Source organism: Acidimangrovimonas pyrenivorans (assembly GCF_042643245.1).
GTDB classification, from domain to species: domain Bacteria; phylum Pseudomonadota; class Alphaproteobacteria; order Rhodobacterales; family Rhodobacteraceae; genus Acidimangrovimonas; species Acidimangrovimonas pyrenivorans.
Window position 1 is genome coordinate 37,834 of sequence record NZ_JBHRSK010000016.1, and the last position, 24,197, is coordinate 62,030.

General features: G+C 67.7%; 23 protein-coding genes, 1 tRNA gene and 1 pseudogene. 9 read left to right on the top strand and 16 right to left on the bottom strand.

Annotation, left to right across the window (positions count from 1 at the left end):
- The first annotated feature begins 64 nt into the window (after positions 1-64).
- From ubiG to ACFOES_RS17560, 6 genes and pseudogenes are all read left to right on the top strand, one after another.
- Positions 65-808, top strand: coding sequence for a bifunctional 2-polyprenyl-6-hydroxyphenol methylase/3-demethylubiquinol 3-O-methyltransferase UbiG (gene ubiG / locus ACFOES_RS17535; protein ID WP_377834664.1), 744 nt, complete (start codon positions 65-67; stop codon positions 806-808).
- 166 nt (positions 809-974) lie between these two features.
- Positions 975-1,802: a hypothetical protein gene (locus tag ACFOES_RS17540; protein ID WP_377834665.1), complete on the top strand. Its 828-nt coding sequence runs from the start codon at positions 975-977 to the stop codon at positions 1,800-1,802.
- Positions 1,803-2,332: 530 nt separating this feature from the next.
- A pseudogene (locus tag ACFOES_RS17545) lies at positions 2,333-2,716 on the top strand (two-partner secretion domain-containing protein); the annotation flags it as partial.
- A gap of 72 nt (positions 2,717-2,788) precedes the next feature.
- The gene (locus tag ACFOES_RS17550; protein WP_377834666.1) at positions 2,789-3,472 is read left to right on the top strand and encodes a hypothetical protein; all 684 of its coding nucleotides are present in this window, start codon (positions 2,789-2,791) and stop codon (positions 3,470-3,472) included.
- The gene (locus ACFOES_RS17555) at positions 3,459-3,971 is read left to right on the top strand and encodes a ShlB/FhaC/HecB family hemolysin secretion/activation protein (protein ID WP_377834667.1); all 513 of its coding nucleotides are present in this window, start codon (positions 3,459-3,461) and stop codon (positions 3,969-3,971) included. Before ACFOES_RS17550 ends, ACFOES_RS17555 begins: the two co-directional genes overlap by 14 nt.
- Positions 3,972-3,986: 15 nt before the next feature.
- Positions 3,987-4,544: an invasion associated locus B family protein gene (locus tag ACFOES_RS17560; RefSeq protein ID WP_377834668.1), complete on the top strand. Its 558-nt coding sequence runs from the start codon at positions 3,987-3,989 to the stop codon at positions 4,542-4,544.
- A 14-nt stretch (positions 4,545-4,558) separates the two neighbouring features.
- Here ACFOES_RS17560 and ACFOES_RS17565 read toward each other — a convergent pair whose 3' ends face one another.
- The 11 genes from ACFOES_RS17565 to folK all read right to left on the bottom strand — a co-directional run bounded on the left by ACFOES_RS17565 (position 4,559) and on the right by folK (position 13,445).
- On the bottom strand, positions 4,559-4,900 hold the full coding sequence (locus ACFOES_RS17565) for a DUF1491 family protein (protein ID WP_377834669.1): 342 nt from the start codon (positions 4,898-4,900) through the stop codon (positions 4,559-4,561).
- Positions 4,890-5,798 (bottom strand): GTPase Era, encoded by a 909-nt coding sequence (era, locus tag ACFOES_RS17570; RefSeq protein ID WP_377834670.1) that lies wholly within the window; start codon positions 5,796-5,798, stop codon positions 4,890-4,892. Before era ends, ACFOES_RS17565 begins: the two co-directional genes overlap by 11 nt.
- Before the next feature lie 112 nt (positions 5,799-5,910).
- On the bottom strand, positions 5,911-6,600 hold the full coding sequence (rnc, locus tag ACFOES_RS17575; protein ID WP_377834671.1) for a ribonuclease III: 690 nt from the start codon (positions 6,598-6,600) through the stop codon (positions 5,911-5,913).
- Positions 6,597-7,385, bottom strand: coding sequence for a signal peptidase I (gene lepB / locus ACFOES_RS17580; RefSeq protein ID WP_377834672.1), 789 nt, complete (start codon positions 7,383-7,385; stop codon positions 6,597-6,599). Before lepB ends, rnc begins: the two co-directional genes overlap by 4 nt.
- A gap of 94 nt (positions 7,386-7,479) precedes the next feature.
- Positions 7,480-7,923, bottom strand: a complete 444-nt coding sequence (acpS, locus tag ACFOES_RS17585; protein ID WP_377834673.1) for a holo-ACP synthase — start codon at positions 7,921-7,923, stop codon at positions 7,480-7,482.
- A gap of 1 nt (position 7,924) precedes the next feature.
- Positions 7,925-8,545 carry a LysE family transporter gene (locus ACFOES_RS17590; RefSeq protein ID WP_377834674.1) on the bottom strand — a complete coding sequence of 207 codons (621 nt, stop codon included), beginning with the start codon at positions 8,543-8,545 and terminating at the stop codon, positions 7,925-7,927.
- Positions 8,545-9,300: a pyridoxine 5'-phosphate synthase gene (locus ACFOES_RS17595; protein ID WP_377834675.1), complete on the bottom strand. Its 756-nt coding sequence runs from the start codon at positions 9,298-9,300 to the stop codon at positions 8,545-8,547. Before ACFOES_RS17595 ends, ACFOES_RS17590 begins: the two co-directional genes overlap by 1 nt.
- 59 nt (positions 9,301-9,359) lie before the next feature.
- Positions 9,360-10,118, bottom strand: a complete 759-nt coding sequence (locus tag ACFOES_RS17600; RefSeq protein ID WP_377834676.1) for a DUF2062 domain-containing protein — start codon at positions 10,116-10,118, stop codon at positions 9,360-9,362.
- Between the two features lie 67 nt (positions 10,119-10,185).
- Complete coding sequence (locus tag ACFOES_RS17605; RefSeq protein WP_377834677.1) at positions 10,186-12,309, bottom strand: RelA/SpoT family protein; 2,124 nt, start codon at positions 12,307-12,309, stop codon at positions 10,186-10,188.
- Between the two features lie 34 nt (positions 12,310-12,343).
- Complete coding sequence (gene rpoZ / locus ACFOES_RS17610; RefSeq protein WP_377834678.1) at positions 12,344-12,697, bottom strand: DNA-directed RNA polymerase subunit omega; 354 nt, start codon at positions 12,695-12,697, stop codon at positions 12,344-12,346.
- Positions 12,698-12,860: 163 nt separating this feature from the next.
- The gene (folK, locus tag ACFOES_RS17615) at positions 12,861-13,445 is read right to left on the bottom strand and encodes a 2-amino-4-hydroxy-6-hydroxymethyldihydropteridine diphosphokinase (RefSeq protein ID WP_377834679.1); all 585 of its coding nucleotides are present in this window, start codon (positions 13,443-13,445) and stop codon (positions 12,861-12,863) included.
- Positions 13,446-13,588: 143 nt separating this feature from the next.
- Between folK and ACFOES_RS17620 the strand changes: the two genes are divergently transcribed.
- A complete protein-coding gene (locus tag ACFOES_RS17620) occupies positions 13,589-14,167 on the top strand; it encodes a LabA-like NYN domain-containing protein (RefSeq protein WP_377834680.1) in 579 nt (192 codons plus the stop codon).
- A 111-nt stretch (positions 14,168-14,278) separates the two neighbouring features.
- Here ACFOES_RS17620 and gltB read toward each other — a convergent pair whose 3' ends face one another.
- From gltB to ACFOES_RS17645, 5 genes are all read right to left on the bottom strand, one after another.
- On the bottom strand, positions 14,279-18,817 hold the full coding sequence (gene gltB / locus ACFOES_RS17625; RefSeq protein WP_377834681.1) for a glutamate synthase large subunit: 4,539 nt from the start codon (positions 18,815-18,817) through the stop codon (positions 14,279-14,281).
- 158 nt (positions 18,818-18,975) lie between these two features.
- Positions 18,976-19,701: a hypothetical protein gene (locus tag ACFOES_RS17630; protein ID WP_377834682.1), complete on the bottom strand. Its 726-nt coding sequence runs from the start codon at positions 19,699-19,701 to the stop codon at positions 18,976-18,978.
- 84 nt (positions 19,702-19,785) lie between these two features.
- Complete coding sequence (locus ACFOES_RS17635; protein WP_377834683.1) at positions 19,786-21,219, bottom strand: NAD(P)-dependent oxidoreductase; 1,434 nt, start codon at positions 21,217-21,219, stop codon at positions 19,786-19,788.
- Between the two features lie 223 nt (positions 21,220-21,442).
- A complete protein-coding gene (locus ACFOES_RS17640; RefSeq protein WP_377834684.1) occupies positions 21,443-22,237 on the bottom strand; it encodes an undecaprenyl-diphosphate phosphatase in 795 nt (264 codons plus the stop codon).
- 48 nt (positions 22,238-22,285) lie between these two features.
- Positions 22,286-23,272 carry a complex I NDUFA9 subunit family protein gene (locus tag ACFOES_RS17645; protein WP_377834685.1) on the bottom strand — a complete coding sequence of 329 codons (987 nt, stop codon included), beginning with the start codon at positions 23,270-23,272 and terminating at the stop codon, positions 22,286-22,288.
- 192 nt (positions 23,273-23,464) lie between these two features.
- On the opposite strand from ACFOES_RS17645, the gene ACFOES_RS17650 reads away from it, so the two are divergent.
- Together ACFOES_RS17650 and ACFOES_RS17655 are read left to right on the top strand one after the other, a co-directional pair.
- Positions 23,465-23,549: transfer RNA gene (locus ACFOES_RS17650), tRNA-Leu, on the top strand.
- A gap of 32 nt (positions 23,550-23,581) precedes the next feature.
- Positions 23,582-24,193, top strand: a complete 612-nt coding sequence (locus ACFOES_RS17655; protein ID WP_377834686.1) for a ribonuclease D — start codon at positions 23,582-23,584, stop codon at positions 24,191-24,193.
- Positions 24,194-24,197 lie beyond the last annotated feature (4 nt).

Genomic DNA, 24,197 nt, shown 5'->3' on the forward strand with positions numbered 1-24,197 from the left:
GACCTATATAACGCAAAGGCGCGCCCCGCCACGGGGTCGGAACGCAGAATCGACAGGAGGTCGCATGCAAAGCGAAACCACGGTAGATGCCGCCGAAGTTGCCAAGTTCGAGGCGATGGCCGCCGAGTGGTGGGACCCGAGCGGCAAGTTCAAGCCGCTGCATGACATGAACCCCTGCCGGCTGGATTACATCACCAGCCAGATTGCCGCCGAATTCGGACGAAACCTTGCCGACGAGGTGCCTTTCAAGGGGCTTCGGCTGCTGGATATCGGCTGTGGCGGCGGGCTGCTTTCGGAACCGATGGCGCGGCTGGGGGCCGAGGTGATCGGCGCCGACGCGGCGGCGGGCAACATCCCGGTGGCCCAAATTCATGCCGAGCAGACCGGGCTCGACATCGACTACCGCAACGTCACCGCCGAATCGCTGGCGGCGGCGGGCGAACGCTTCGACGTGGTGCTGAACATGGAAGTGGTCGAACATGTCTCCGACCCGCTCGCCTACCTGTCCGCCTGTCACGACCTGTTGAAACCGGGCGGTCTGATGATCTGTTCGACGCTCAACCGCAACGCCAAGAGCTTCGCCATGGCCATCGTCGGCGCCGAATGGGTGATGCGCTGGCTGCCCAAGGGCACCCATGAGTGGAACAAGTTCATCACCCCGGACGAGCTCTATGACCTGATCCGCCGCGCCGGACTCGACCCGGTCGACCGCAAGGGCATGGTGTTCAACCCGGTCGCCTGGTCGTGGCGGCTGTCCGACCGCGACCTGTCGGTGAACTACGTCACCGCCAGCGTCCGCCGCGACTGAGATGCGTCCCGGCCCGCGGCCGGCGGGCACTCGCCGGCTCTGCCGCGCCCCGTCCGCGATGGCCCCGGGCTTGTTCTGCGGGCGGGCTTGGACTGACCCGGAATAACCTTCTCCAAGTCCGGGCCGCGCCAGCATGGCTGTTGGTTTTGCATAGAAACTTCCGCTCATGGCCCGCGCACCGGGATGCATCACCCAAAAGGAGCTCTGCGCCCGCAACCCAACGACGCAATTCACGCTGCAGAATTCCTACAAGTGGATGAAGGGCCGGTCGCAGCCGCGCTCGGGAGAGGTCTATCGCGACTGGGCGCTGCTGCTCGATCTCGACCAGTCGGCGCAATTCCTCTCCGACTGTTCGCCCGACGTCTTCACCAGCCTCGTCTCGGCCCGCTACGGTCTCGATCCCGCCGGTTCGGGGGCGCCGTCCGCCCCGGCGCCGGCTTCCGACCCGGCGGCCATGTTCCGGGGCGACTATGCCTGTTGTTCGTCGGCCTGGCCGAAGGCCGCGCGCGGCCGGCGGATCCGGGGCGCGCTGCCGATCTCGCCCGACGCCGACGGCACCCTGCGCGCCAGCTACGAGGAACGGGTGAGCGGTGGCACGCTGCACTATTCCGGACCCGTGCGGGTGGCCAAGCGCATGCTCTCGATGACGCTCTCGGATACGCGGCCGGATACGCGGCAGGGCCACGCGCTGTTTCTGAACTTTCCGCCGCCGCTGCCACCCGTCACGGTGCTGACGGGCCTGCTGGCCGGCTCGGCCTACCAGGACTTCGAAACCCGCCCGACCGCCTCGCGCATTCTCTGCGTGCGCAGCCTGCAACCCGCCGGGGCGATCGCACGGGACAATCGCTATATCGACCGGTGCTCCGAGACCATCGACCGGGACCTTGAAAGCCTCGGCTACGATCTCGGGCCAGAGCGCGAGATCGGGGCACTGTGCCGGGAGTTTCTGACCACGCCCGGAACCGGCGGCCGGCTTGAGGTTCCGCTGTCCTAGACGGAAGCCCTGGCCATGGCCTTCGCGCGACTGCAAATGCCCTGAGGCCCACGGCGGCGCGGGCCGGCCATCGCTCCGTTCACGAGGGGCTATTTGTGGACACTTGCGGACAAGCATAGCCGAACTTTTCCATAAAAATACGCAAAAACAGCGACTTAATCCCGCCGGGGCGGCGCCCGCGCAGCGGGATGTCGCGCCGGGCCGGCGCTGGCCGCCGGACGGCGAGCGCCGCGCCCGGGCAGCGCCTTCGGCTTGCGCGTGACGACGACCTGGGAAGGGCTATCGGCGCCCGTGATGCGCGTGGCGAGTGGTTCAGGTGGCAAGCCGCGGCCCCGCCGGGCGGTCCGGGTTTCACAGCCGGACGGGGGCGGGGCAAGGGAGTGCGAGTATGAGCAACCGTGCAGAGTGGAAGCGCCTCGGCCGGGCAGGCGTGCTGAGAACGGGGACGGCGCTGGGGCTGCTGATGGCCCTGGGGCTGTGCCCAGTGCTGGCGCGGGCCGACGGGGCGCTGCCGCGCGGCGGCGGTCGCCACCAGCGGCAGCGCCCTGACCGTCACCCAGTCGAGCCGGACGGCGATCCTCAACTGGCAGAGGTTCTCGGTCGGCTCCGGCGCCTCGGTCCATTTCGACAACGGCAGCGGCGCAACGCTGAACCGGGTGCGGGGCAATGTCACCAGCACCATCGACGGCAGCCTCAGCGCCACCGGCAGCCTGTTCCTCGTCAACCCCGCCGGGGTCGTCGTCGGCTCCGACGGCACCGTCACGACCGGCGGCAGCTTCGTCGCCTCCAGCCTCGACGTCAAAGACGGGGACTTCCTCGATGGCGGCAGCCTGACCTTCAGCGGCCCCGGCGGCTCGGTCGCCAACCTGGGCACCATCCGCTCGGCGCGGGGCGACGTGGCGCTGATCGCCTAGAAGGTCGGCAATGCCGACACGATCGACGCGCCGCAGGGCACAGCGGCGCTGGCCGCCGGCACAAGGGTGCTGATGCGCGCGGCGGATGCCGGGAGCGGCGGGCAGTGGTTGCTCGACCCGGTCGACCTCACGGTCGATGCCGTGGCGGCGGCAACGATCAGCAATTCCTACGCCACTGGCTCAGTGGGCGGCCATAATTCTGGCGGGCTGGTCGGCGTCAGTTACGGAACGCTGAGCAATGTCTACGCCCTGGGGAAGGCCAGCGGCTCCGGTTCCAGTGGCGGGCTGCTCGCTGTCAGCAGCATCAGCGGCACGATCACCAACGGCTACTGGGATACCGACGTCACCGCCACGGCGGGCTGGAACTCGGGCGCCGGCTTGGTGCCGCGGGGCACCGACGGCGCCGGCGATCCGCTCAACGGCGGTAACGGGTTTGCCGGGATCTTCGACAGGCTCGGCCACAGGATCAGCGACCTGACGATCAACCGGCCGGCGGCGGATTTCGTCGGCCTGCTCGGCTATGCCACGGCAACGCTGCGCAATATCGGCATCGTCGGCGGGTCCGTTGCGGGCGGCAATTACACCGGCGATCTGGCGGGTCAGGGGCAGGACGTCAGCAACGCCTATGCCACCGGCAGCGTCAGCGGCAACGATCAGGTCGGCGGGCTGGAGCGACACCCTTCCCGGCAAGACCGGCCGGACCGCGGTCGACCTGCGCCTCAAGGCCAATCCGCGCGGGGTCATGGCCGGCAATGACGGCGCCACCTGGAACAGCTACTCGAACGGCCGGGTGAGCTCCGTCCGCTACGGCTATGCCGCGCTCGACCTCGACCGCGGCAGGCGGCTGGGCGCCGGAACCAGCTGGCACAGCCACCTCTCGGCGATCCTCACCGGCAGCCCGCTGCCCGATCCCGAGCGGCTGTCGCTGGGCGGGCTGGACGCGGTGCGCGGCTACGGCTTCGACGATGCCAGCGTCGAAGCCGGGGCGATCTGGCGCAACGAGGTCCGGCTGCCCGGTTTCGGCCTGCGCGCAAGCGGCCGCGACCGGCTGCGGCCCTACCTCTTCGTCGACATCGCCAGCGGCCAGGACCGGGCCAGCGGCACCTCGACCACCCTTGTCGCCCGTGGCCTCGGCGTCGATTATGCCGCCGGAGGACTGACGGCCACCGTCACCGCCGGACAGGCGCTGCGCAGCGCCGGCAACACCAGGGCGCATGACTGGACCGTGCTGGCCCGGCTCACCGCCCGGTTCTGACAGACAGGAGAGAGCATGCCGATCAAGACATTGCGCGCATCGCTGCTGGCGCTGGGGCTGGGGCTGGCCCTCGCGGCCGGCGCGGCCATGGCCCAGACGCAAGCCAGGCCGGCCGCCGACCTGCCGGGCGGCGCCAGTGCCCTGCGCAAGGTCCATGGCGACTGGACCGTCGCCTGCCAGATGGTGACGGGGGACAAGAGCGCGGCCAAGAAATGCGTCCTGTCGCAGGAGCAGGTCAATCCGCGCAAGCAGCGCACCTTGGCGATCAACCTGGTGCCGAAGGGCGACGGCTCTCAGGGCGCGATCGTCCTGCCCTTCGGCGTCGCCGTCACCAAGGGCGTCACGCTGGCGGTCGACGGCATCGCCCTGGGTGCGCCGCGGCCGTTCTCGACCTGCCTGCAACTGGGCTGCATCGTGCCGCTGATACTGGACGCCAAGGAGCTCGCCGGGCTGGTCGAGGGCAAGCTGCTCACCGTCACCGTCCGCACCCTCTCGGATCGCAAGCTGACCCTGCCGGTCTCGCTCAAGGGCCTGAAGGGCGGGCTGGCGCGCACCCGCGACCTGCTCAACTGACGGCGCGGCGGAGCTCAGTCGCGCAGACCGTCCTCGTCGAGCAGGTGGCGGCCGTCGCGGCTTTCCACCTCGATCACCCAGAGATCGGGATCGAAACCGCGCTGGCGGGCGATGGCGGCGTCGACCTCGGCCTCGTCGCCCTCGGCCAGCACCACCCAGGCACGGGCGCCGGTCATCAGATCGAAGCTGCGCTGGAAGGCGCAGGCCTTGCCGTCCAGCGTCGCCAGCTTGACCAGCACCGCGCCGGCGGTGTCGTCGCCATGGGCGGTGACGAAGGCCGGGATATCGGCCAGCCGCAGCCGCGCCAGGTAGGCGCGGACCCAGAATTCCGACGTCAGCCTCGGCTCACTCGCCATCCTTGAAATCGAGCCCCATCTCGGAATAGCGCTCGGCCTCGTCGAGCCAGCCGGGCCGGACCTTGACCTGCAGGAACAGGTGGACCGGGCGACCGAGGAACTCGGCGATCTCGGCCCGCGCCGCCTGGCTGATGCCCTTGATCGTCTCGCCCTTGTGGCCCAGCACGATACCCTTGTGGCCGTCGCGGGCGACATAGATGATCTGGTCGATCCGGGTCGAGCCGTCCTTGCGGTCCTGCCACTGCTCGGTCTCGACGGTAAGCTGGTAGGGCAGTTCCTCATGCAGCCGCAGGGTCAGTTTCTCGCGGGTGATCTCGGCGGCGATCATGCGCAGCGGCAGGTCGGCGATCTGGTCCTCGGGATAGAACCACGGCCCCTCGGGCAGCTGGCCGGCCAGCCAGTCGCGCAGGTCCTCGACGCCATAGCCGCGCTCGGCCGAGATCATGAAGGTGGCGGCGAAGGGATAGGCCTCGTTCAGCTGCTCGGTCAGCGCCAGCAGTGCCTCGGCCTTGACCTTGTCGATCTTGTTGATCGCCAGCGCCACGGTCTGGCCCTCGGTCGCCCGCTCGCGCAGCGCCTCGAGGATGGTCTCGACGCCGGAGGTGATGCCGCGATGGGCCTCGATCAGCAGCACGATCACGTCGGCATCGGCTGCCCCGCTCCAGGCCGCGGCGACCATGGCGCGGTCAAGCCGGCGGCGCGGGCGGAACAGGCCGGGCGTGTCGACGAAGACGATCTGCGACTCGCCCGCCATGCAGACGCCGCGGATCCGGGTCCGCGTGGTCTGGACCTTGTGGGTGACGATCGAGACCTTGGCGCCGACCATGCGGTTGAGCAGGGTCGACTTGCCCGCGTTGGGCTCTCCGATCAGGGCGACAAAACCGGCGCGCGTGGTCATGGGCAGGGGCCTTGTTGGAAATGCAGGGGCTCACATAAGGCAGAAACCCGCCGGATGCCAGAGCCGGGCGATCGTGCCTGCGGGGCAGGATAGCGGCCGGCCGCCGGGCCGATCAAGCGCCGCCCGCCTCCAGCCGCTCCAGCAGCGCCTTGGCCGCCGTCTGCTCGGCCTGGCGCTTGGCGCCGGCGCGGGCGCTGGCCGCGGCCCCGTTCTCGAGCCGGACCTCGACAGTGAAGACCGGGGCGTGGTCCGGGCCACTGCGGCCGGTCTCGACATATTTCGGCGGCGCCATGCCGCGGGCCTGGGCCCATTCCTGCAGGCTGGTCTTGGCGTCGCGGGAATCGGCCTCGACCGAAGCGATCCGCTTGCCCCAGAGCCGCAGGATCATCGCGCGCGCGGCCTCGAAACCGCCGTCGAGATAGACCGCGGCGATCACCGCCTCCATCCCGTCGCCAAGCAGCGCCTCCTTGCGCCGGCCGCCCGACATCATCTCGGACCGGCCCAGCTTGAGCACCGCGCCCAGGTCGACCTGGCGGGCGACGTCGGCGCAGGTTTCCTTGCGCACCAGAGCGTTGAAGCGCGGGGCGAGCTGGCCCTCGGTCGCCGCCTTGTCGGCCGCCAGCAGCGCCTCGGCCATCACCAGCCCCAGCACCCGGTCGCCGAGGAATTCCAGCCGCTGGTTGTCGGGCCGGGTCGGCGAGGAGATCGAGGCATGGGTGACGGCGCGCAACAACAGTTCGGGCCGCCGGAACTCATGCCCGATGCGGTCGGAAAACGCCTGAAGATCGCCGGAAAGCTTCACTCGATCGCCTTGAAGAAGCGGTCGGGGCGCCAGGTCCAGAAGTAGAACAGCGAGCGCCCGGCGGAGGAGAAGATCACCCGGTCGGCACGGCCGATCAGGTTCGCGGCCGGGACGAAGCCCACCCCGCCGACGGCCTGCGAGAAACGGCTGTCCTCGGAGTTGTCGCGGTTGTCGCCCATGAAGAAAAATTCGCCCTTGGGCACGGTGAAGACCGGCGTGTTATCGGCCGGGCCGTGCTGCTCGATATTCAGGATATCGTGGCTCACCCCGTTGGGCAGCGTCTCGCGGAAGCGGTCCTTGATGCAGGTGCCGCCCTCGCCCACCGGCGCGTTCTCGCAGCGCGGGTAATGGCCGACGGGGCCCTGCGGCGCGTAGGTCTCGTCGAACTGGCCGGCCGGGGTCACCTTCACTGGCTTGTCGTTGATGTAGAGCAGCCCGTCCTTCATCTGGATGCGATCGCCGGGCAGGCCGATCAGCCGCTTGATGAAGTCGGCGCCGTTGACCGGGTGGCGGAAGACGACGACGTCGCCGCGCTTGGGTTCGGAGGCGAAGATGCGGCCCGAGATCGGGCACATGCTGAACGGGCAGGAATACCTGGAATAGCCGTAGGCCATCTTGTTGACGAAGAGGAAATCGCCGATCAGCAGCGTGTCCTTCATCGAGCCCGAGGGGATCCAGAACGGCTGGAAGAACAGGGTGCGGAAGATCCCCGCGATCAGTAGCGCATAGACGATCGTCTTGATGGTCTCGACGATGCCGTCACCGCCCTCTGCCTTGCTCGCCATGTGCGCTCCTGCCTGCTGCTCTGGTCGGGTCCGTTGGTCGGTCCGGATGACGGGTTGAAGTCCGGCGCTACATGCGCGGGAACCATTGGTGAAGTCAAGTTTCGTTGGGGTCAACTGTTCGCGGAGCCGCCTCCGGATCGGCAAGCGGCCGCGCCTCGATCACCACGAAGGCCTGGGCCCAGGGATGATCGTCGGTCAGGGTGACATGGACGATGGCCTCGTGGCCCGGCGGCGTCATCGCCGCCAGCCGCTCGGCCGCCCAGCCGGTCAGCGCCATCACCGGCTGGCCGCTGCGCAAGTTCGCCACCCCCATGTCGCGCCAGGCGATGCCCATGCGCAGCCCGGTGCCCAGCGCCTTGGAACAGGCCTCCTTGGCAGCCCAGCGTTTGGCATAGGTGCCGGCGACGTCCTTGCGGCGTTCGGCCTTGCGCTGCTCGATCTCGGTGAAGACCCGGTCGCGGAACCGGTCGCCGAAACGGTCGAGCGTCGCCTGGATGCGCTCGATATTGCACAGGTCGGTGCCGATGCCGAGGATCATCTCAGACCCGCAGCCGGGCGGTCAGGATCTCGAAGCTGGCGACGCCGAACAGCGCCCCGAAGGCGCCGTCGAACCAGCGCCGCAGCCGCGCGTAGCCACGGGCGACGCGGGGGATCGAGAACAGCAGCGCGTAGCCGTGGAAGACGGTGGCCGAGACCGAGATCAGGCACAGGAACAGGGTCCAGACATCCGCGCCACCGGCACCGGGCGGCAAGGCGATGGCATAGATCGCGCCCCAGGCCAGCACCGCCTTGGGGTTGGTCAGGTGCAGCAGCATCCCCCTGGCGAAGAGCCGCCGGCGCCCGGTCGCGGCCGCGGTGGCAAGCCAGGGCCGGGCCGCCCGTTTCAGCGATTTCAGCGCCAGGAACAGCAGGTAGCCGGCGCCGGCATAGCGGATCCCCTCGAACATCCAGGCATTGGCCAGCATCACCGCGCTCAGCCCCAGCCCGGCGGCGACGCCCCAGCTGGCCGAGCCGCAGGTGATCCCGGCGGCCAGCGTCAGCGCCGCCCGGCGCCCGTGCGACATCGCGGTTTGCGAGATCGCCAGCGTCGCCGGCCCCGGGCTGCCACCGGCCAGCGCCCAGCCCAGCAGGATCAGGCCGACATGGGCCGGGGCCAGCATCAGCCCCGCGCCTCGTCCATCAGCCGCCGCATTTCCTCGATCGCCGGCACCAGGCCGCGGAAGATCGCCTCGCCGATCAGGAAATGGCCGATATTCAGTTCCACCACCTGCGGGAAGGCGGCGATCGGGGCGACCGTCTCGTAGGTCAGGCCGTGGCCGGCATGGACCTCGAGCCCGAGCTCGGCGGCATAGGCGGCCATGTCGCGCAGCCGCTCGAGTTCCTCGTCGCGGGCGGCGAAGCGGCCCTCGTAATGGAAGTCGCAATAGGCGCCGGTATGCAGCTCGACCACCGCCGCGCCGATCCGGGCCGCGGCCTCGACCTGGGCCTTGTCGGCGGCGATGAACAGCGACACCCGGCAGCCGGCATCGCGCAGCGGCGCGATGAAATGGGCCAGCCGGTTCTCCTCGCGCGCCACTTCGAGGCCGCCCTCGGTGGTCCGCTCCTCGCGCTTCTCGGGCACCAGGCAGATGGCGTGCGGCTTGTGGCGCAGGGCGATCTCCTGCATCTCGGCCGTCGCCGCCATCTCGAGGTTCAGCGGCACGCTCAGCGTCGCCATCAGGTTGTCGATATCGGCGTCCGAGATATGGCGCCTATCCTCGCGCAGATGGGCGGTGATGCCGTCGGCCCCGGCCTCCTCGGCCAGCTTGGCAGCGCGCGCCGGATCGGGATAGGCCGAGCCGCGGGCGTTGCGCACCGTGGCCACGTGGTCGATGTTCACGCCGAGGCGCAGTTTGCCGCCGATACCGTCCGTCATTGCCGTCCCCTCTCAAGCTTCAGCGCAGATCACCCCGGCGGCGCGGCAAGGTCAAGCCGTCAGCCGGCGCTTTCGCCCGGTTTCCGCCCGCTGGAGGCGGCGACCCCGGTCGTAGTCGCGGTCCCGGCGGCGGGCTTGGCCAGCGGCGCGGGGGCGATCCGGGCCGCCGCCTGCGCCTCGGCCTCGGCGGCCAGCGCGGCCTTGATCTCGCGCTGCTTCTCGACCCGCTCCATCAGCTTCTTCTGGCGCCGCTTCTGATAGGCGCCGATCACCGGCAGGCTGAGATAGTAGCCGGCCAGCGCCGCCACGATCCCCGGCCCCAGCCCGCCGATGAAATAGGGCCAGAAGACGCGGTGGAAAAAGCGGATCAGGTTGTCCCAATGCGGCGCCTCGGCCGTGAACAGGGCAAGCAGGTTGTCCCACAGCTCGACCGAGGCACCGGCGAAGGCGTCGACGATGCTGTGCAACGGCATCCCGCCGGGCAGGTGCAGGATGCGACTGCCGAGCTCGACCGAGACGGTCATGATCAGCGGGAAGGTCAGCGGGTTGCCGACGAAGGTGGCCAGCAACGCCGCCACCATGTTGCCGCGCATCAGCCAGGCCAGGCAGACGGCGATGACGAAATGGAAACCGAAGAACGGGGTGAAGGAGACGACGATGCCGGCGGCGATGCCGCGGGCGATGCGGTGCGGCTTGTCGGGCAGCCGGCGCAGGCGGTGGATGATGTAGGAGACGGCGCGAATCCAGCCACCCCGAGGATAGATCGCATGGCCGATCGCCTGCGCCCAGGACCGCTTGCTGCGCCTCTTGAATACCACCCGACCGTTCCCCCGGTCCCGAAGGCCGGCCTGGCGGCCGGCGCGAAATGCGGGGTCAGCCGGGCCGTCAGGGCTTGCGGCTGAGATCCCTGTAACGTTCAAGCTGCGCCACGTCGCTTTCCGCCTCGAGCGCCGTCATGACGTTGTGCAGATGCTCGACATCGCGCAGGTCCACCTCGATGATCAGGCGATAGAAATCGGGCTTCCTGTCGACGAAGTGCAGGTCCGAGATATTGGCCTTCTGCTCGCCGATCAAGGTGCAAATGTGGCCCAGGACCCCGGCGTCGTTGCTGATCGTGACATTGAAGCTGACGGTATGCACCGCCGGGTGGCGGCCGGCGGTCCAGTGCAGGTCGACCCAGCGGCTGGGCTGTTCCTCGAACTCGGCCAGCGCCGGGCAGTCGATGGCGTGGACGATGACGCCCTGGCCGCGATAGGTGATGCCGACGATGCGCTCGCCCGGGACCGGCTGGCAGCAATTGGCGCGGCGATAGGTCTGGCCCGGCGACAGGCCGACGACCGGGCGGCGGGCGTCGACCTCCTCGGCCGGCGCGATCGAGGCCAGCTCGGGGTAGAGCGCCTCGACCACCTTGCCCGCCGACAGCTCGGCGCTGCCCAGCCGGGCCAGCAACTCGGTCGAATCCGGCAGGCCCAGTGTCTTGGCGGCGGTGCGCAGCGCCTTGTCGGTGGCCTTCTTGCCGACATGCTCGAAGGCGACGCGGGCCAGCTCCTGTCCCAGCTTGACGAAGCGGCCCTTGTCCTCTTCGCGCAAGGACCGCCGGATCGCCGACTTGGCCCGGCCGGTGACGACGATGTCGATCCAGGTCGCCTGCGGGCGCTGGCCCTCGGCGGTGATGATCTCGACCGACTGGCCGTTCTTGAGCCGGGTCCACAGCGGCACCCGGATGCCGTCGACCTTGGCCGAGACGCAGGAATTGCCGATCCGGGTGTGGATCGCATAGGCGTAATCGAGCGGCGTCGCCCCCTTGGGCAGCTGCACCACGTCGCCCTTGGGCGTGAAGCAGAACACCTGGTCGGTATACATCTCGAGCTTGACGTTCTCGAGGAACTCGCTGTGATCCTCGCCGTTGTCGAACCGCTCGGTCATGGTTGTGATCCAGCGGGCCGGATCGACGGCAAAGGGGTTCTGGGCCCGCACCCCGTCGCGATAGGACCAGTGCGCGGCAACGCCGGCCTCGGCGACCTCGTGCATCTGGCGGGTGCGGATCTGGACCTCGACCCGCTTGCCATCGCGGCCCGACACCGTGGTGTGGATCGAGCGGTAGCCGTTCGATTTCGGCTGGCTGATGTAGTCCTTGAACCGGCCCGGCACCGCCCGCCAACGCTGGTGGATCACCCCCAGCACGCGGTAGCAGTCGGCCTCGTTATGGGTGATGACGCGGAAACCGTAGATGTCGGACAGGCGCGAGAAGGCGAGGTCCTTCTCCTGCATCTTGCGCCAGATCGAGTAGGGCTTCTTGGCGCGGCCGTAGACATCGGCCTCGATCCCGGCCTTGTCCAGTTCCAGCCGGATGTCGGCGGTGATCTTGTGGACCACGTCGCCGGTTTCCTTCTGCAGCGTGATGAAGCGCCGGATGATCGAGCTGCGGCCCTCGGGGTTGAGCACCCGGAAGGACAGGTCTTCCAGTTCCTCGCGCATCCACTGCATGCCCATGCGGCCGGCCAGCGGGGCGAAGATGTCCATCGTCTCGCGCGCCTTCTGGGCCTGCTTCTCGGGCCGCATCGACTTGATGGTGCGCATGTTGTGCAGACGGTCGGCCAGCTTGACCAGAATCACCCGCAGGTCGCGCGACATCGCAATCAGGAGCTTGCGGAAGTTCTCGGCCTGCTTCGCCTCGGAGGAGGACAGCTGCAGGTTGGTCAGCTTGGTGACGCCGTCGACCAGCTCGGCGATCTGCTCGCCGAACAGCCGCGCGACCTCGGAATAGGTCGACTTGGTGTCCTCGATCGTGTCGTGCAAGAGCGCGGTGGCGATGCTGGCGTCGTCGAGCCGCTGCTCGGTCAGGATCGCCGCCACCGCGACCGGATGGGTGAAATAGGGCTCGCCCGACTGGCGGAACTGGCCCTCGTGCATCTCCTGCCCGTAGGCATAGGCCCTGCGGATCAGGTCGGCATCGGTATGCGGGTTGTAGTTGCGGACCAGCGCGATCAGGTCTTCGACGTCGATCATCCCGGCCGCATCCCGTTCGGGCGCTGGTGGCGCCTCAGCCCTGGCCCTGGGCCTGCATCAGCGCCCGCAGCAGCTTCTCTTCCGACATGTCGTCCTGGTCGGGCTTGTCGGATTCGCCGCTCATCAGCAGCGCCATCGAATCCTCTTCGGGCTCGTCGACCTCGATCTGGGTCTGGTAGCTCTCGATCATCCGCTCGCGCAGCGATTCGGCCGACTGGGTCTCCTCGGCGATCTCGCGCAGGCTCACGACCGGGTTCTTGTCGTTGTCGCGCTCGACCGTCAGCGGCCCGCCCGCGGCGATCTCGCGCGCACGATGCGCGGCCAGCATCACCAGCTCGAACCGGTTCGGAACCTTGTCAACGCAATCTTCGACCGTCACGCGGGCCATGGGCAACTCCAATTCGGGTTTGGGGCGTGGAGCGGCCTATGTAAGGCCTCCATCGCCCCTTGACAAGCGTTGAATCCGGCCCCGCGCGCGGTCGTGGCCCTGTTTTTTCTGGGCCCTCGGGCCCTCCCGCCGGCCCCCAGCGACCGGCTCGGCGCGCGGCTGGTCAGCCCTGCGACTCCGGCCTCGGGCGGACCGCGGCGCGCTCGTCCTGCGGTAGTGCGGCCAGCATCTCGGCCACCGTCAGCCCCAGCAGCGGGTGGCGCCAGTCCGGCGGCGCGACCTCGGCCAGCGGCACCAGGACGAAGGCGCGGTCCTGCATCCGCGGATGCGGCAGGATAAGCTGCCCGGGCGCGCGCGCGACCTGTTCCTCCGGCGGCAGGTCGCGCCAGGCCTGCTGGGTTTCGGCATCGGGGAGGACGGTTGCGCCGACGGCGATCAGGTCGAGATCGAGGGTCCGCATTCCCCAACGCTGGTCACGGGCCCGAGCGAATTCCGCCTCGACTTCATGCAGCCGTTGAAGCATCGCGGCAGGCGACATTTCCGCGCGCAGCCGTAACGCGGCATTCACATAATCGGGACCGGCACCGGCCGGGAAACAGGCTGTGTCGAAATACCGACTCACCTGCTCGATAACCACACCTGCGCCGGAAAGCCTTTGAATCGCGGCGCGAATTGTCGCCTCGGGCGATCCCACCCGGGAGGGCAGGTTTCCGCCGAGTGCGACAAGAAAGATCTGGCCATTCAGCATTTTTGTGCAACACTTTCGTATACACCTTCTTGCGCGAGGGGGGTTTTCGCCTATTTTCTCGCCAATCCGGTTTCGCATTTCAGTATACAAGTTACCCACTCACGGAAAGCGATTGCCGGTAATAAATTTCGGAAGGACGACTCATGTTTTACAAGGATGATCGTCTGGCACTGTTTATCGATGGGTCCAACCTCTACGCTGCGGCCAAGGCGCTCGGGTTCGACATCGACTACAAGCTGCTCAGACAGGAGTTCATGCGCCGCGGCAAGCTTCTGCGTGCGTTCTACTACACGGCCCTGCTCGAGAACGACGACTACTCGCCGATTCGCCCGCTGGTTGACTGGCTGCACTACAACGGCTTCACCATGGTCACCAAGCCGGCGAAGGAATACACCGACAGCCAGGGCCGCCGGAAGGTCAAGGGCAACATGGATATCGAACTGACGGTCGACGCCATGGAACTGGCACCGCGGGTCGATCACATCGTGCTGTTCTCGGGCGATGGCGATTTTCGCCCATTGGTGGAAAGTCTGCAGCGCCAGGGCGTGCGTGTTTCCGTTGTGTCAACAATCCGCAGCCAGCCGCCGATGATCGCCGACGAGCTGCGTCGCCAGGCCGACAACTTCATCGAGCTCGACGAGCTGCGCGAGGTGATCGGCCGGCCGCCGCGCGAGCCGCGCGAGCAACGCTTCGAACGAGAGGAAGTGAGCGCCGGCAACTGAGCCCGGCGCAAAGAGATCGCTGCACGCCACTCACGGACAGCGATGTACGCTAGAAGGGCCGGAGCTTGGGGAAGCTCCGGCCCTTTCTTCTCTGCCGCAATCCTGTCGGCCTTATTCGGCCGGCATCGCCTCGGCGTCGCTGCTCAGCGGCTGCGGCAGATGCGCCAGCATCTCCTTGGGGCAGACCTGCAGGAAGTTCGCCCGCTCGTCGGCCCAGTTGGCCAGCAACTTCTGCGCCTTGCGGCTGCCGGTCTCGCGCGCATGGCGCTCGATCAGCCCCTTCAGCTCGGCCTCCCAGTGCGGATGGCCGACGGCGCAGGTGACCAGCGTGTCGAGGTTCATCATCTCCTCGGCCACGCCTTCGGGATCGTAGAGATAGGCCATGCCGCCGGTCATCCCGGCGCCGAAATTGGCCCCGATCGAACCGAGGATCACCGCGACCCCGCCGGTCATGTATTCGCAGCCATTGGTGCCGCAGCCCTCGATCACCACACGGGCGCCCGAGTTCCGCACCGCGAAGCGCTCGCCGGCCCGGCCGGCGGCGAACAGATAGCCATCGGTCGCGCCGTAAAGCACTGTATTGCCGATGATTGTGTTCTCCGAGGCCGTCAGCGGCGAGGCCATCGGCGGCCGCACCACGATCAACCCGCCCGACAGGCCCTTGCCGACATAGTCGTTGGCGTCGCCCGAAACCTCGAGCTTGAGACCCGGCGCCGCGAAGGCGCCCAGCGACTGGCCGCAGGACCCCGACAGCTTCACCGTCAGGTGGTCGGGCTGGAGGCTGTTGCGCATGCCGAACTTGCGCACGATATGGCTGCTGGCCCGGGTGCCGATGGTGCGGTGGGTGTTCCGCACGGCATAGGACAGCTGCATCTTCTCGCCATCCTCGAAGAAGCGCGCGCCGTCGCGGATGATCTCGGCATCGAGCGTGTCCGGCACCGCGTTGCGCGGCTTCGACCGGTCGTAGCGGATCTTGGAGGCGCCATCGACGGTGATCAGCAGCGGGTTGAGATCGAGGTCGTCGAGATGGGCGGCACCGCGGCTGACCTGGGTCAGCAGGTCGGCGCGACCGATGATCTCGTCCAGCGACCGCGCCCCGATCGAGGCCATGATCTCGCGCACTTCCTGGGCGTAGAAGGTGATCAGGTTGACCACCTTGTCGGCCGTCCCGGTGAACTTGGCGCGCAGCTCTTCCTTCTGGGTGCAGACGCCGACCGGGCAGGTGTTCGACTGGCATTGCCGGACCATGATGCAGCCCATCGCGATCAGCGCGGCGGTGCCGATGCCATATTCCTCGGCCCCCATCATCGCGGCGATGATGATGTCGCGCCCGGTGCGCAGGCCGCCATCGGTGCGCAGCGTCACCCGCTCGCGCAGGTTGTTCATCGCCAGCACCTGGTGGGCCTCGGTCAGGCCCATTTCCCACGGCAGACCGGCGAATTTCACCGAGGTCGCCGGCGAGGCGCCGGTGCCGCCGTTATGGCCCGAAACGAGGATCACGTCGGCCTTGGCCTTGGCCACCCCGGCGGCGATGGTGCCGACGCCCGAGCTGGCCACCAGCTTGACCGTCACCTTAGCCCTGGGGTTGATCTGCTTGAGATCGTAGATCAGCTGCGCCAGGTCCTCGATCGAGTAGATGTCGTGGTGCGGCGGCGGCGAGATCAGGGTCACGCCGGGGGTCGAGTGCCGCAGCCGGGCAATCAGCGCGGTCACCTTCATGCCGGGCAGCTGGCCGCCCTCGCCGGGCTTGGCGCCCTGGGCGACCTTGATCTCCAGCTCCTCGCAGGCATTGAGGTACTCGGCGGTGACGCCGAAGCGGCCCGAGGCCACCTGCTTGATCTTGGCCGAGGGGTTGTCGCCATTCGGCTCGGGCAGGAAATGCGCCGGATCCTCGCCGCCCTCGCCCGAATCGGACTTGGCACCGATTCGGTTCATCGCCACGTTCAGCGTCTTGTGCGCCTCGGGCGACAGCGCGCCGAGCGACATGCCGGGGGTGACGAACCGCTTGCGGATCGAGGTGATCGATTCGACCTCCTCGATCGGCACCGGCCGGCCCAGCGGCTTGATGTCGAGCAGATCGCGCAGGTGGATCGGCGGGTTGGCCCGCATCGCCGCGCTATACTGCTTCCACAGGTCATAGCTGGCCCGGTCGCAGGCCGATTGCAGCATGTGCATCGTCTGCGCTTCCCAGGCGTGCTTCTCGCCCGAGCGCCGTGCCTTGTAGAAGCCGCCGATCGGCAGCACGTCGGTATTGCCCTTCCAGCCCTTGGCGTGGATTTCCTCCAGCTTGTGCTGGATACCGTGGATGCCGATGCCCGAGATCCGGGAATGCATGCCGGGGAAATATTCGGCGACCATGGCGCGCGACAGGCCGACGGCCTCGAAGTTCAGCCCGCCGCGATAGGACGAGATGATCGAGATGCCCATCTTCGACATGATCTTGAGCAGCCCGGCGTCGATCGCGTCGCGGTAGCGCCGCATCGCGTCCTCGAGGCTGCCCTCGATCAGCCCGCGGCGGATGCGGTCGGCAATGCTGTCCTGCGCCAGGTAGGCGTTGACGGTGGTCGCGCCGCAGCCGATCAGCACCGCGAAGTAATGCGGGTCGATGCACTCGGCCGAGCGGACGTTGAGCGAGGTGAAGGTGCGCAGCCCCTTGCGGGTCAGCCAGCTATGCACCGCGCTGGTCGCCAGGATCATCGGCATCGGCACCTTGTCCGGGCCCTGGTTCTGGTCGGTCAGCACGATATGGGCCGCGCCCGAACGCACCGCGTCCTCGGCCTCGTTGCGGATCCGCTGCAGCCCCAGCCGCAGCGCGTCATGCTCGCCGCCGTCGGAGAAGGTGCAGTCGATGATCGCGACGCTGCCGGCGAACTGCTCGAACATCACGTCGAACTCGGCATTGGCGATGAACGGGCTTTCCAGCACCAGGATCTCGGTCTGGCTGCTGTCCTCGTCGAGCACGTTCTTGAGGTTGCCGAAGCGGGTCTTCAGGCTCATCACCCGGCTTTCGCGCAGGCTGTCGATCGGCGGGTTGGTGACCTGGCTGAAGTTCTGGCGGAAGAAGTGGCTCAGCGGCCGGTACTGCTTGGACAGCACCGCGGCCGGGGTGTCGTCGCCCATCGAGGCGATCATCTCCTTGCCGTCCTCGGCCATCGGCGCCAGCACCTGCTCGAGCTCTTCCAGCGAATAGCCGGCGGCGATCTGGCGGCGGCGCAGCTCGGCGCCCTCGAACATCGGCTTCTCGGGCACGTCGCGCAGCATCGCGTTCAGGTCGGTGACCTTCTCGATCCAGTCGGCATAGGGCTGCGACCGGGCCAGGCGGTCCTTCATCTCCTCGTCGTGGAACAGCTTGCCCTCGGCCATGTCGACCGCGATCAGCTGGCCCGGCCCCAGCGCGCCCTTCTCGCGCACCGTGGTCTCGTCGACCGGCACCATGCCGGCCTCGGAACCGGCGATCAGCAGGTCGTTGCCGGTGACGACATAGCGCATCGGCCGCAGGCCGTTGCGGTCGAGCCCGGCGCAGACCCAGCGCCCGTCGGTCATCGCCAGCGCGGCCGGGCCGTCCCACGGCTCCATCACCGCGTTGCAATAGGCATACATGTCCTGCCACGCCTTCGGCATCTCGCCGGTGGTCTTAGACCAGGCCTCGGGCACCAGCATCGTCTTGGCCATCGGCGCCGAGCGGCCGGCCCGCACCATGACCTCGAACACCGCGTCCAGCGCCGCCGAGTCGGAGGACCCGGTCGGCACGATCGGCTTGATGTCCTCGGCCCATTCGCCGAACGAGGTGGACGCCATCCGGATCTCGTGGCTCTTCATCCAGTTGACGTTGCCCTTCAGCGTGTTGATCTCGCCGTTATGGGCCAGCATCCGGAACGGCTGGGCCAGCCACCATTGCGGGAAGGTGTTGGTCGAATAACGCTGGTGGTAGATGGCGAAGGCGGACTGGAACCGCTCGTCCATCAGGTCGGGATAGAACTCGGCCACCTGCTCGGCCAGCATCATGCCCTTGTAGATCACCGAGCGGCAGGACAGCGAGCACAGGTAGAGCCCGGCGATCTGCGCCGCGGCGACCGCCTTCTCGATCCGGCGGCGGATGATGTAGAGCTCGCGCTCGAAGGTTTCCTGGTCGATGTCCTTCTCGCAGCGGATCAGGATCTGCTCGATCTCGGGCCGGGTCGCGTTGGCCTTCTCGCCCAGCACGTCGATGTTCACCGGCACGTGGCGCCAGCCGTAGATGTAATGGCCCATGCGCAGCACTTCGCTTTCGACGATGGTGCGGCAACGCTCCTGGGCGCCGAAATCGGTGCGCGGCAGGAAGACCTGGCCGACGGCGACCAGCTTGTGCATGTCGGGCTCGTGCCCGGTGCGGCGGATCTGGTCGTAGAAGAAGGGCGCCGGGATCTGCAGGTGGATACCGGCGCCGTCGCCGGTCTTGCCGTCGGCGTCGACGGCGCCGCGGTGCCAGACCGCCTTGAGCGCGTCGATGCCGTTCTGGACCACCTCGCGGCTGGGCGTGCCGGAAAGCGAGACGACGAGGCCGACACCGCAGGAGGCGTGCTCGTCATCGGGGCGATAGAGGCCCTGTTCGGCCATGAGGGCGCGCTTGGCTTCCTCGGCGGCAACCCAGGCGTCATCGTATTTGGTCATCGTCGCTCTCCCTTTCCGAAGGGGCCCGGGGGTCCGGGCGATCTGTCTCTTGGCTGCCGTTCGGCAGGCTGAATGTCTCGACGCGGTGCTACCGCGTCACCAGGTGCCGGTCGGCGCGCGCCTTGGCGGGGCGGTCCGGCCTGAATTCGGTGTGAAACTCATTGCGCCTCCCCGCCGCCGGGCAGCCTCAGGGACGACATCACCGTGTTGCAGTCGAAGATCGGCGTCGTGGCGCCGAAGCCGGTATCGCCCGGCTTGAGAATCCGCACCGGGGTATTGTCGAACCGGCTGGTGCCGCTCTCGTCTTCCCAGTCGCCCTTGCCCGACAGGAACAGGCGCAGCTCGGGCTGGACGTATTCATGGCCCGAGGACCGCCACAGCATCTTGCCGTCTTCGGCCCGCGCGGTGATCTCGAACTCGGTCTGCTTCAGCGTCACGCCGTCGACGACCTCGGTCTCGCCGGTCAGCCGGTCATGACCGGTGAAGTGGCGCAACTTGCCGCTGTCCGAGACGGTCGAGAAATCGTAGGCGTCGTAGCCCTTGGCCAGCAGATCGGTGAACGAGGCCGGATCGGCGGCACCGGCCTGCAGCACCTCGCGTTCGCGGGTCGACAGGTCGTAGCTTTCCACCCATTGCGTCTCGCGGTCGATGCGGCTGACGAAATAGGGGCCGTTGGCGTTGAAATCGGCACGCCACTGGTCGCCCGGCTGGTCCTGGTCGCAGCGGTAGTGGTTCGAGACGACGCAGCCATGCTGCTGCACGGTCAGGAAGGCGGTGCAGCCGCGCGGCGCGACGAAGGTGCCGGCCAGCGCGGGCAGCGCCAGCGCGCCCGCGATCAGGCCGCCCAGCAGCCCCGCTCTCGCCGTGATCGAAAGGTCCGTCATGTCGTTCCGTCCTTTCCGCCCAAGCCGGTTGTCACCGCCAAAAAAGGCTCTAACGCAGCTGAATCCGGGTCAGTCCCGGCCCTGTCACTCGGCCGCCACCGCGCTCGGCTGGGCCAGGTAGTCGAGGATCGCCTCCGCCGCCTCGCGCCCGTCGCGGATCGCCCAGACCACGAGGCTGGCGCCGCGGACGATGTCGCCGGCAGCGAAGACGCCGGGGATGCTGGTGGCTTGGCTGCGGAAATCGGCCTTCACCGTGCCCCAGCGGGTCACTTCCAGGTCCGGCGCTTCCCAGCCTTCGGGCAGGTCTTCCGGCTCGAAGCCCAGCGCCATGACGACGAGGTCGGCCTCTTCGACGTAATCCGCGCCCTCGATCACCTCAGGGCTCTGGCGGCCCGAGGCATCCGGCGCGCCCAGCCGCATCTTCTGCACCATCACGCCCTCGACCGGGTTGCCGGTGAAGCCCTTCGGCGCGCTCAGCCAGACGAATTCGACACCTTCCTCCTCGGCATTCGCCACCTCGCGCTGCGAGCCGGGCATGTTGGCCCGGTCGCGGCGATAGAGACATTTGACGCTGGTCGCGCCCTGGCGGATCGCGGTGCGAACGCAGTCCATCGCCGTGTCGCCGCCGCCGATGACGACGACGCGCTTGCCGGCGGCGTTCAGCTCGCCCGACTCGAAAGCCTCGACCTCGTCGCCGAAGCTCTGCCGGTTCGAGGTGGTGAGGTAGTCGAGCGCCTTGACGATGCCCGGCACGCCGACGCCCGGCATCCGCAGCTCGCGCGCCTTGTAGACGCCGGTGGCGATCAGGATCGCGTCATGCTTGCCGCGAATCGCGTCGAAGCTGATGTCGGTGCCGACATCGCAGTTGAGCACGAATTGCACCCCGGCCTCTTCCAGCTGGTCGATGCGCTGCATGACGACATCCTTCTCCAGCTTGAAGCCGGGAATGCCGTAGGTCAGCAGCCCGCCGGCGCGGTCGTGGCGGTCATAGACGGTCACCTGCACGCCCTGGCGGCGCAACATGTCGGCGGCGGCAAGCCCGCCCGGCCCGGCGCCGATGATGGCGACGCTCTCGGAGCGGTCGGCGGCCGGCTTGATCGGCTGGACCCAGCCCTGCTCCCAGGCGGTGTCGGTCAGGTATTTCTCGACCGAGCCGATAGTGACGGTGCCGTGGCCCGACTGCTCGATGACGCAATTGCCTTCGCAGAGGCGGTCCTGCGGGCAGATCCGGCCGCAGATCTCGGGGAAGGTGTTGGTCGCCTGGCTCAGCTCATAGGCTTCCTGCAGCCGGCCCTCGGCGGTCAGGCGCAGCCAGTCGGGGATGTTGTTGTGCAGCGGGCAATGCGATTGGCAGAAAGGCACGCCGCATTGGCTGCAGCGGCTGGCCTGCTCGGTCGCCTTGGCGTCGGCGAATTCACGATAGATCTCGTGGAAATCCTGCGCGCGCAGATCGGCCGGGCGTTTCTCCGGCATCTCCCTCGCCACGGTGACGAACTGGAGCATACGTTGCGTGGCCATGGCGGCGCCTCCCTGGGAACTGGGTTTCGGGTGCGCCTTAGTATAGCGGGGGGAAATTAAATAAAAGTCAGTACTATTGACCTAATTTATGCTTTTCGCCGACCACGAGCCTAAATCCTTGCGACATTTTGCCAAAATTAGGTCAGTATATTTTCCCTATCTACTTTCAACCCCTTCATACGCGCGCCCGGACGCCCCGCTTCAGGGCTGATTCGCCCCGACCTCAGCCGACGATTCCCGCTGCCGACAGCACCAGCAACAGCCCGCCAAAGACGATCCGGTAGATCGCGAAGGAGGTGAAGCGGTGGGTCTGGATGAACCCCAGCAGCCATTTCACCGCGATGAAGGCGGTGACGGTCGAGACCACGAAGGCGATGCCCAGCGAGGTCCAGTTCTCGTGCCCGCCGCCGTGCATCGCCTGCTTGAGCAATTCGTAGCCGCTGGCGGCATACATCGTCGGGATGCCGACGAGGAAGGCGAACTCGGTCGCCGCGGCCCGGTTCGAGGTGCCCAGGATCATGGCGATGAAGATCGTCGAGGCCGAGCGCGAGGTGCCGGGGAAGATCCCGGCGACGATCTGCGCCAACCCGACCGCGATGGCGACCTTGAGGGTGATGACGCTCGAATCCTTCAGCCTGGCGGCGTAGCTTTCGGCCGCGATCATCCAGAAGCCGCCGATCACCAGCGCCCAGGCGACCGGCTGGATCGTCGTCGGCAACTCGAAGCCCAGCTTCTTGACGATCAGCCCCAGCACCGCGGTGATGCCGAAGGCAACGGTCAGCTTGACCAGGTAGTCGCGGTTCTCGGGCTGGCGCCAGTTGGCCAGCAATTCGACGATCCGGCGCCAGTAGATCAGCGTCACCGCCAGGATCGCCCCGGCCTGGATCACGATATTGTAGGTTTCCGACCGGGCGCCCAGCCAATGTTCGGCCAGCAGCAGGTGCCCGGTGCTGGAAATCGGCAGAAACTCGGTGATCCCCTCGATCACACCGAGCCATACGTCATGCAGATAGGTCAAGCGACACCGCCCCCTCAGTTCATCTACCGAGGCGTCGTGCCCCTTGATTTATGCCTTGCGCAGGTTGCGCGCCGATTCCTTGATCGCGTCGTATTGCCCGGAGGGGCGGAACCGCCACAGGTATTCCGGCACGACCGCCTCGAACGGTGTCGCCTCAATACCCAGATCGGCAAGGGTTTTCACGCCCTCTCCGACCACGTTATCGTGAGCCAGGTTGCGCACCTGGTCACGGGTCAGCACCCGGTTGGTCACCAGCCCGCCGGTCAGCGTCTGCAGCAGGTCGAAGGCGCCGCCGATCACCGAGCCCAGCCAGAACGGCAGGTTCACCACGATGCGGCGGCGGCGGATCATCTTGAGCATACCGGTGACCATCTCGCGCAGGGTCAGCGCCTCGGGCCCGCCCAGCTCGTAGATACCCGGCGCGGCGGCACCGGTCGCGCCGGCGACGGCGGCGCGGGCGACATCGTCGACATAGACCGGCTGGAATTTCGTGTTGCCGCCGACCAGCGTCAGGAACGGCCCCAGGCGCGACAGGCTGGCGAAACGGTTGAAGAACTGGTCTTCCGGCCCGAACAGCGCCGACGGCCGCAGGATCACGGCATTCGGGAAGGCGGCCAGCACGGCCTCCTCGCCCCTGGCCTTGGTCCGGGCATAGGCACTGTTGGATTTCGCGTCGGCGCCGATCGCCGAGACATGCACCAGCTGGCCGACGCCTTCCTCGGCGGCGAGGCGGGCGACGCGGCCGGCGCCTTCGGCCTGGACGGCGTCGAAGCTGTTGCGGCCGCTTTCGACCAGGATGCCGACGCAGTTCACCACCGCATCCGCCCCGGCCATTGCCGCGCGCACCGATTCGTCGTCGCGGATGTTGCACAGCACCGGCTCGACCTGGCCGACCGCGCCATAGGGCTTGACGAAAAGCGCCTCGTTGGGGCGGCGCACGGCGACGCGCACGCGCCAGCCTTCCTTCGCCATCCGCCGCGCGATGTAACGCCCGACGAAACCGGACCCGCCGTAGATCGTGACCAGCTTGGACATTTAGGAGCCTCCGAACCTCTGGTGCCTGCACGCAAATGCCGGGCCCAGCCCGGCCTGCCGCTTGCGTCTCAATAGCTTCGCGCGTCCGCGGGAACAAGCGCCAATGCGGTGACAGGAAATTGCCGCACGAATTTCTGTCACACCCCGTTGACACTCCGCGCGCGCCTATATAAATCGCCCTTCACGACACCGGCCCAGGTGGCGGAATTGGTAGACGCGCAGGTTTCAGGTACCTGTACCGCAAGGTGTGGAGGTTCGAGTCCTCTCCTGGGCACCAAGCTCCCTCCACGAGAGAGACGGAGATTGGACGTGGCGATTACCCTGTACCAGAACGATCTTCCCGACGGGCTCAACCTCGGCCCCGTCGTGGCGATCGACACCGAAACCATGGGGCTGATGCCGCATCGCGACCGGCTCTGCCTGGTGCAGCTGTCGGCGGGCGACGGCAACGCCCATCTGGTGCAGATCACCCAGGGCCAGACCAGCGCGCCGAATCTCGAACGGCTGCTGGCCGACCCGAAGGTCCTCAAGCTGTTCCACTTCGCCCGCTTCGACATCGCGGCGCTGCAAAAGACCTTCGGCGTGGTCACTGCGCCGGTCTACTGCACCAAGATCGCCTCGAAACTGATCCGCACCTTCACCGACCGGCACGGGCTGAAATACCTGCTGCAGGAACTGCTCGGCGTCGACATCTCGAAGCAGCAGCAAAGCTCGGACTGGGGCGCGCCGGAACTGACCGCGGCGCAGGAGGAATACGCCGCCTCGGACGTGCTTTACCTGCACAAGCTGAAAGTCGTCCTCGACGAGCGGCTGGCGCGCGAAGGCCGGACCGAGCTTGCCCAGTCCTGTTTCGACTACCTGCCGACCCGCGCCGCCTTCGACCTGATGGTCGGCGGCGATTACGACATCTTCGCGCACTGAGCCC

Bases quoted from the DNA above. Each gene is read 5' to 3' on its own strand.
- ubiG (WP_377834664.1), top strand. From the start codon at position 65: ATGCAAAGCGAAACCACGGTAGATGCCGCCGAAGTTGCCAAGTTCGAG.
- ACFOES_RS17540 (WP_377834665.1), top strand. From the start codon at position 975: ATGGCCCGCGCACCGGGATGCATCACCCAAAAGGAGCTCTGCGCCCGC.
- ACFOES_RS17550 (WP_377834666.1), top strand. From the start codon at position 2,789: ATGCGCGCGGCGGATGCCGGGAGCGGCGGGCAGTGGTTGCTCGACCCG.
- ACFOES_RS17555 (WP_377834667.1), top strand. From the start codon at position 3,459: ATGGCCGGCAATGACGGCGCCACCTGGAACAGCTACTCGAACGGCCGG.
- ACFOES_RS17560 (WP_377834668.1), top strand. From the start codon at position 3,987: ATGCCGATCAAGACATTGCGCGCATCGCTGCTGGCGCTGGGGCTGGGG.
- ACFOES_RS17565 (WP_377834669.1), bottom strand. From the start codon at position 4,900: ATGGCGAGTGAGCCGAGGCTGACGTCGGAATTCTGGGTCCGCGCCTAC.
- era (WP_377834670.1), bottom strand. From the start codon at position 5,798: ATGACCACGCGCGCCGGTTTTGTCGCCCTGATCGGAGAGCCCAACGCG.
- lepB (WP_377834672.1), bottom strand. From the start codon at position 7,385: ATGGCGAGCAAGGCAGAGGGCGGTGACGGCATCGTCGAGACCATCAAG.
- acpS (WP_377834673.1), bottom strand. From the start codon at position 7,923: ATGATCCTCGGCATCGGCACCGACCTGTGCAATATCGAGCGCATCCAG.
- ACFOES_RS17590 (WP_377834674.1), bottom strand. From the start codon at position 8,545: ATGCTGGCCCCGGCCCATGTCGGCCTGATCCTGCTGGGCTGGGCGCTG.
- ACFOES_RS17595 (WP_377834675.1), bottom strand. From the start codon at position 9,300: ATGACGGACGGTATCGGCGGCAAACTGCGCCTCGGCGTGAACATCGAC.
- ACFOES_RS17605 (WP_377834677.1), bottom strand. From the start codon at position 12,309: ATGATCGACGTCGAAGACCTGATCGCGCTGGTCCGCAACTACAACCCG.
- rpoZ (WP_377834678.1), bottom strand. From the start codon at position 12,697: ATGGCCCGCGTGACGGTCGAAGATTGCGTTGACAAGGTTCCGAACCGG.
- folK (WP_377834679.1), bottom strand. From the start codon at position 13,445: ATGCTGAATGGCCAGATCTTTCTTGTCGCACTCGGCGGAAACCTGCCC.
- ACFOES_RS17620 (WP_377834680.1), top strand. From the start codon at position 13,589: ATGTTTTACAAGGATGATCGTCTGGCACTGTTTATCGATGGGTCCAAC.
- gltB (WP_377834681.1), bottom strand. From the start codon at position 18,817: ATGACCAAATACGATGACGCCTGGGTTGCCGCCGAGGAAGCCAAGCGC.
- ACFOES_RS17630 (WP_377834682.1), bottom strand. From the start codon at position 19,701: ATGACGGACCTTTCGATCACGGCGAGAGCGGGGCTGCTGGGCGGCCTG.
- ACFOES_RS17635 (WP_377834683.1), bottom strand. From the start codon at position 21,219: ATGGCCACGCAACGTATGCTCCAGTTCGTCACCGTGGCGAGGGAGATG.
- ACFOES_RS17645 (WP_377834685.1), bottom strand. From the start codon at position 23,272: ATGTCCAAGCTGGTCACGATCTACGGCGGGTCCGGTTTCGTCGGGCGT.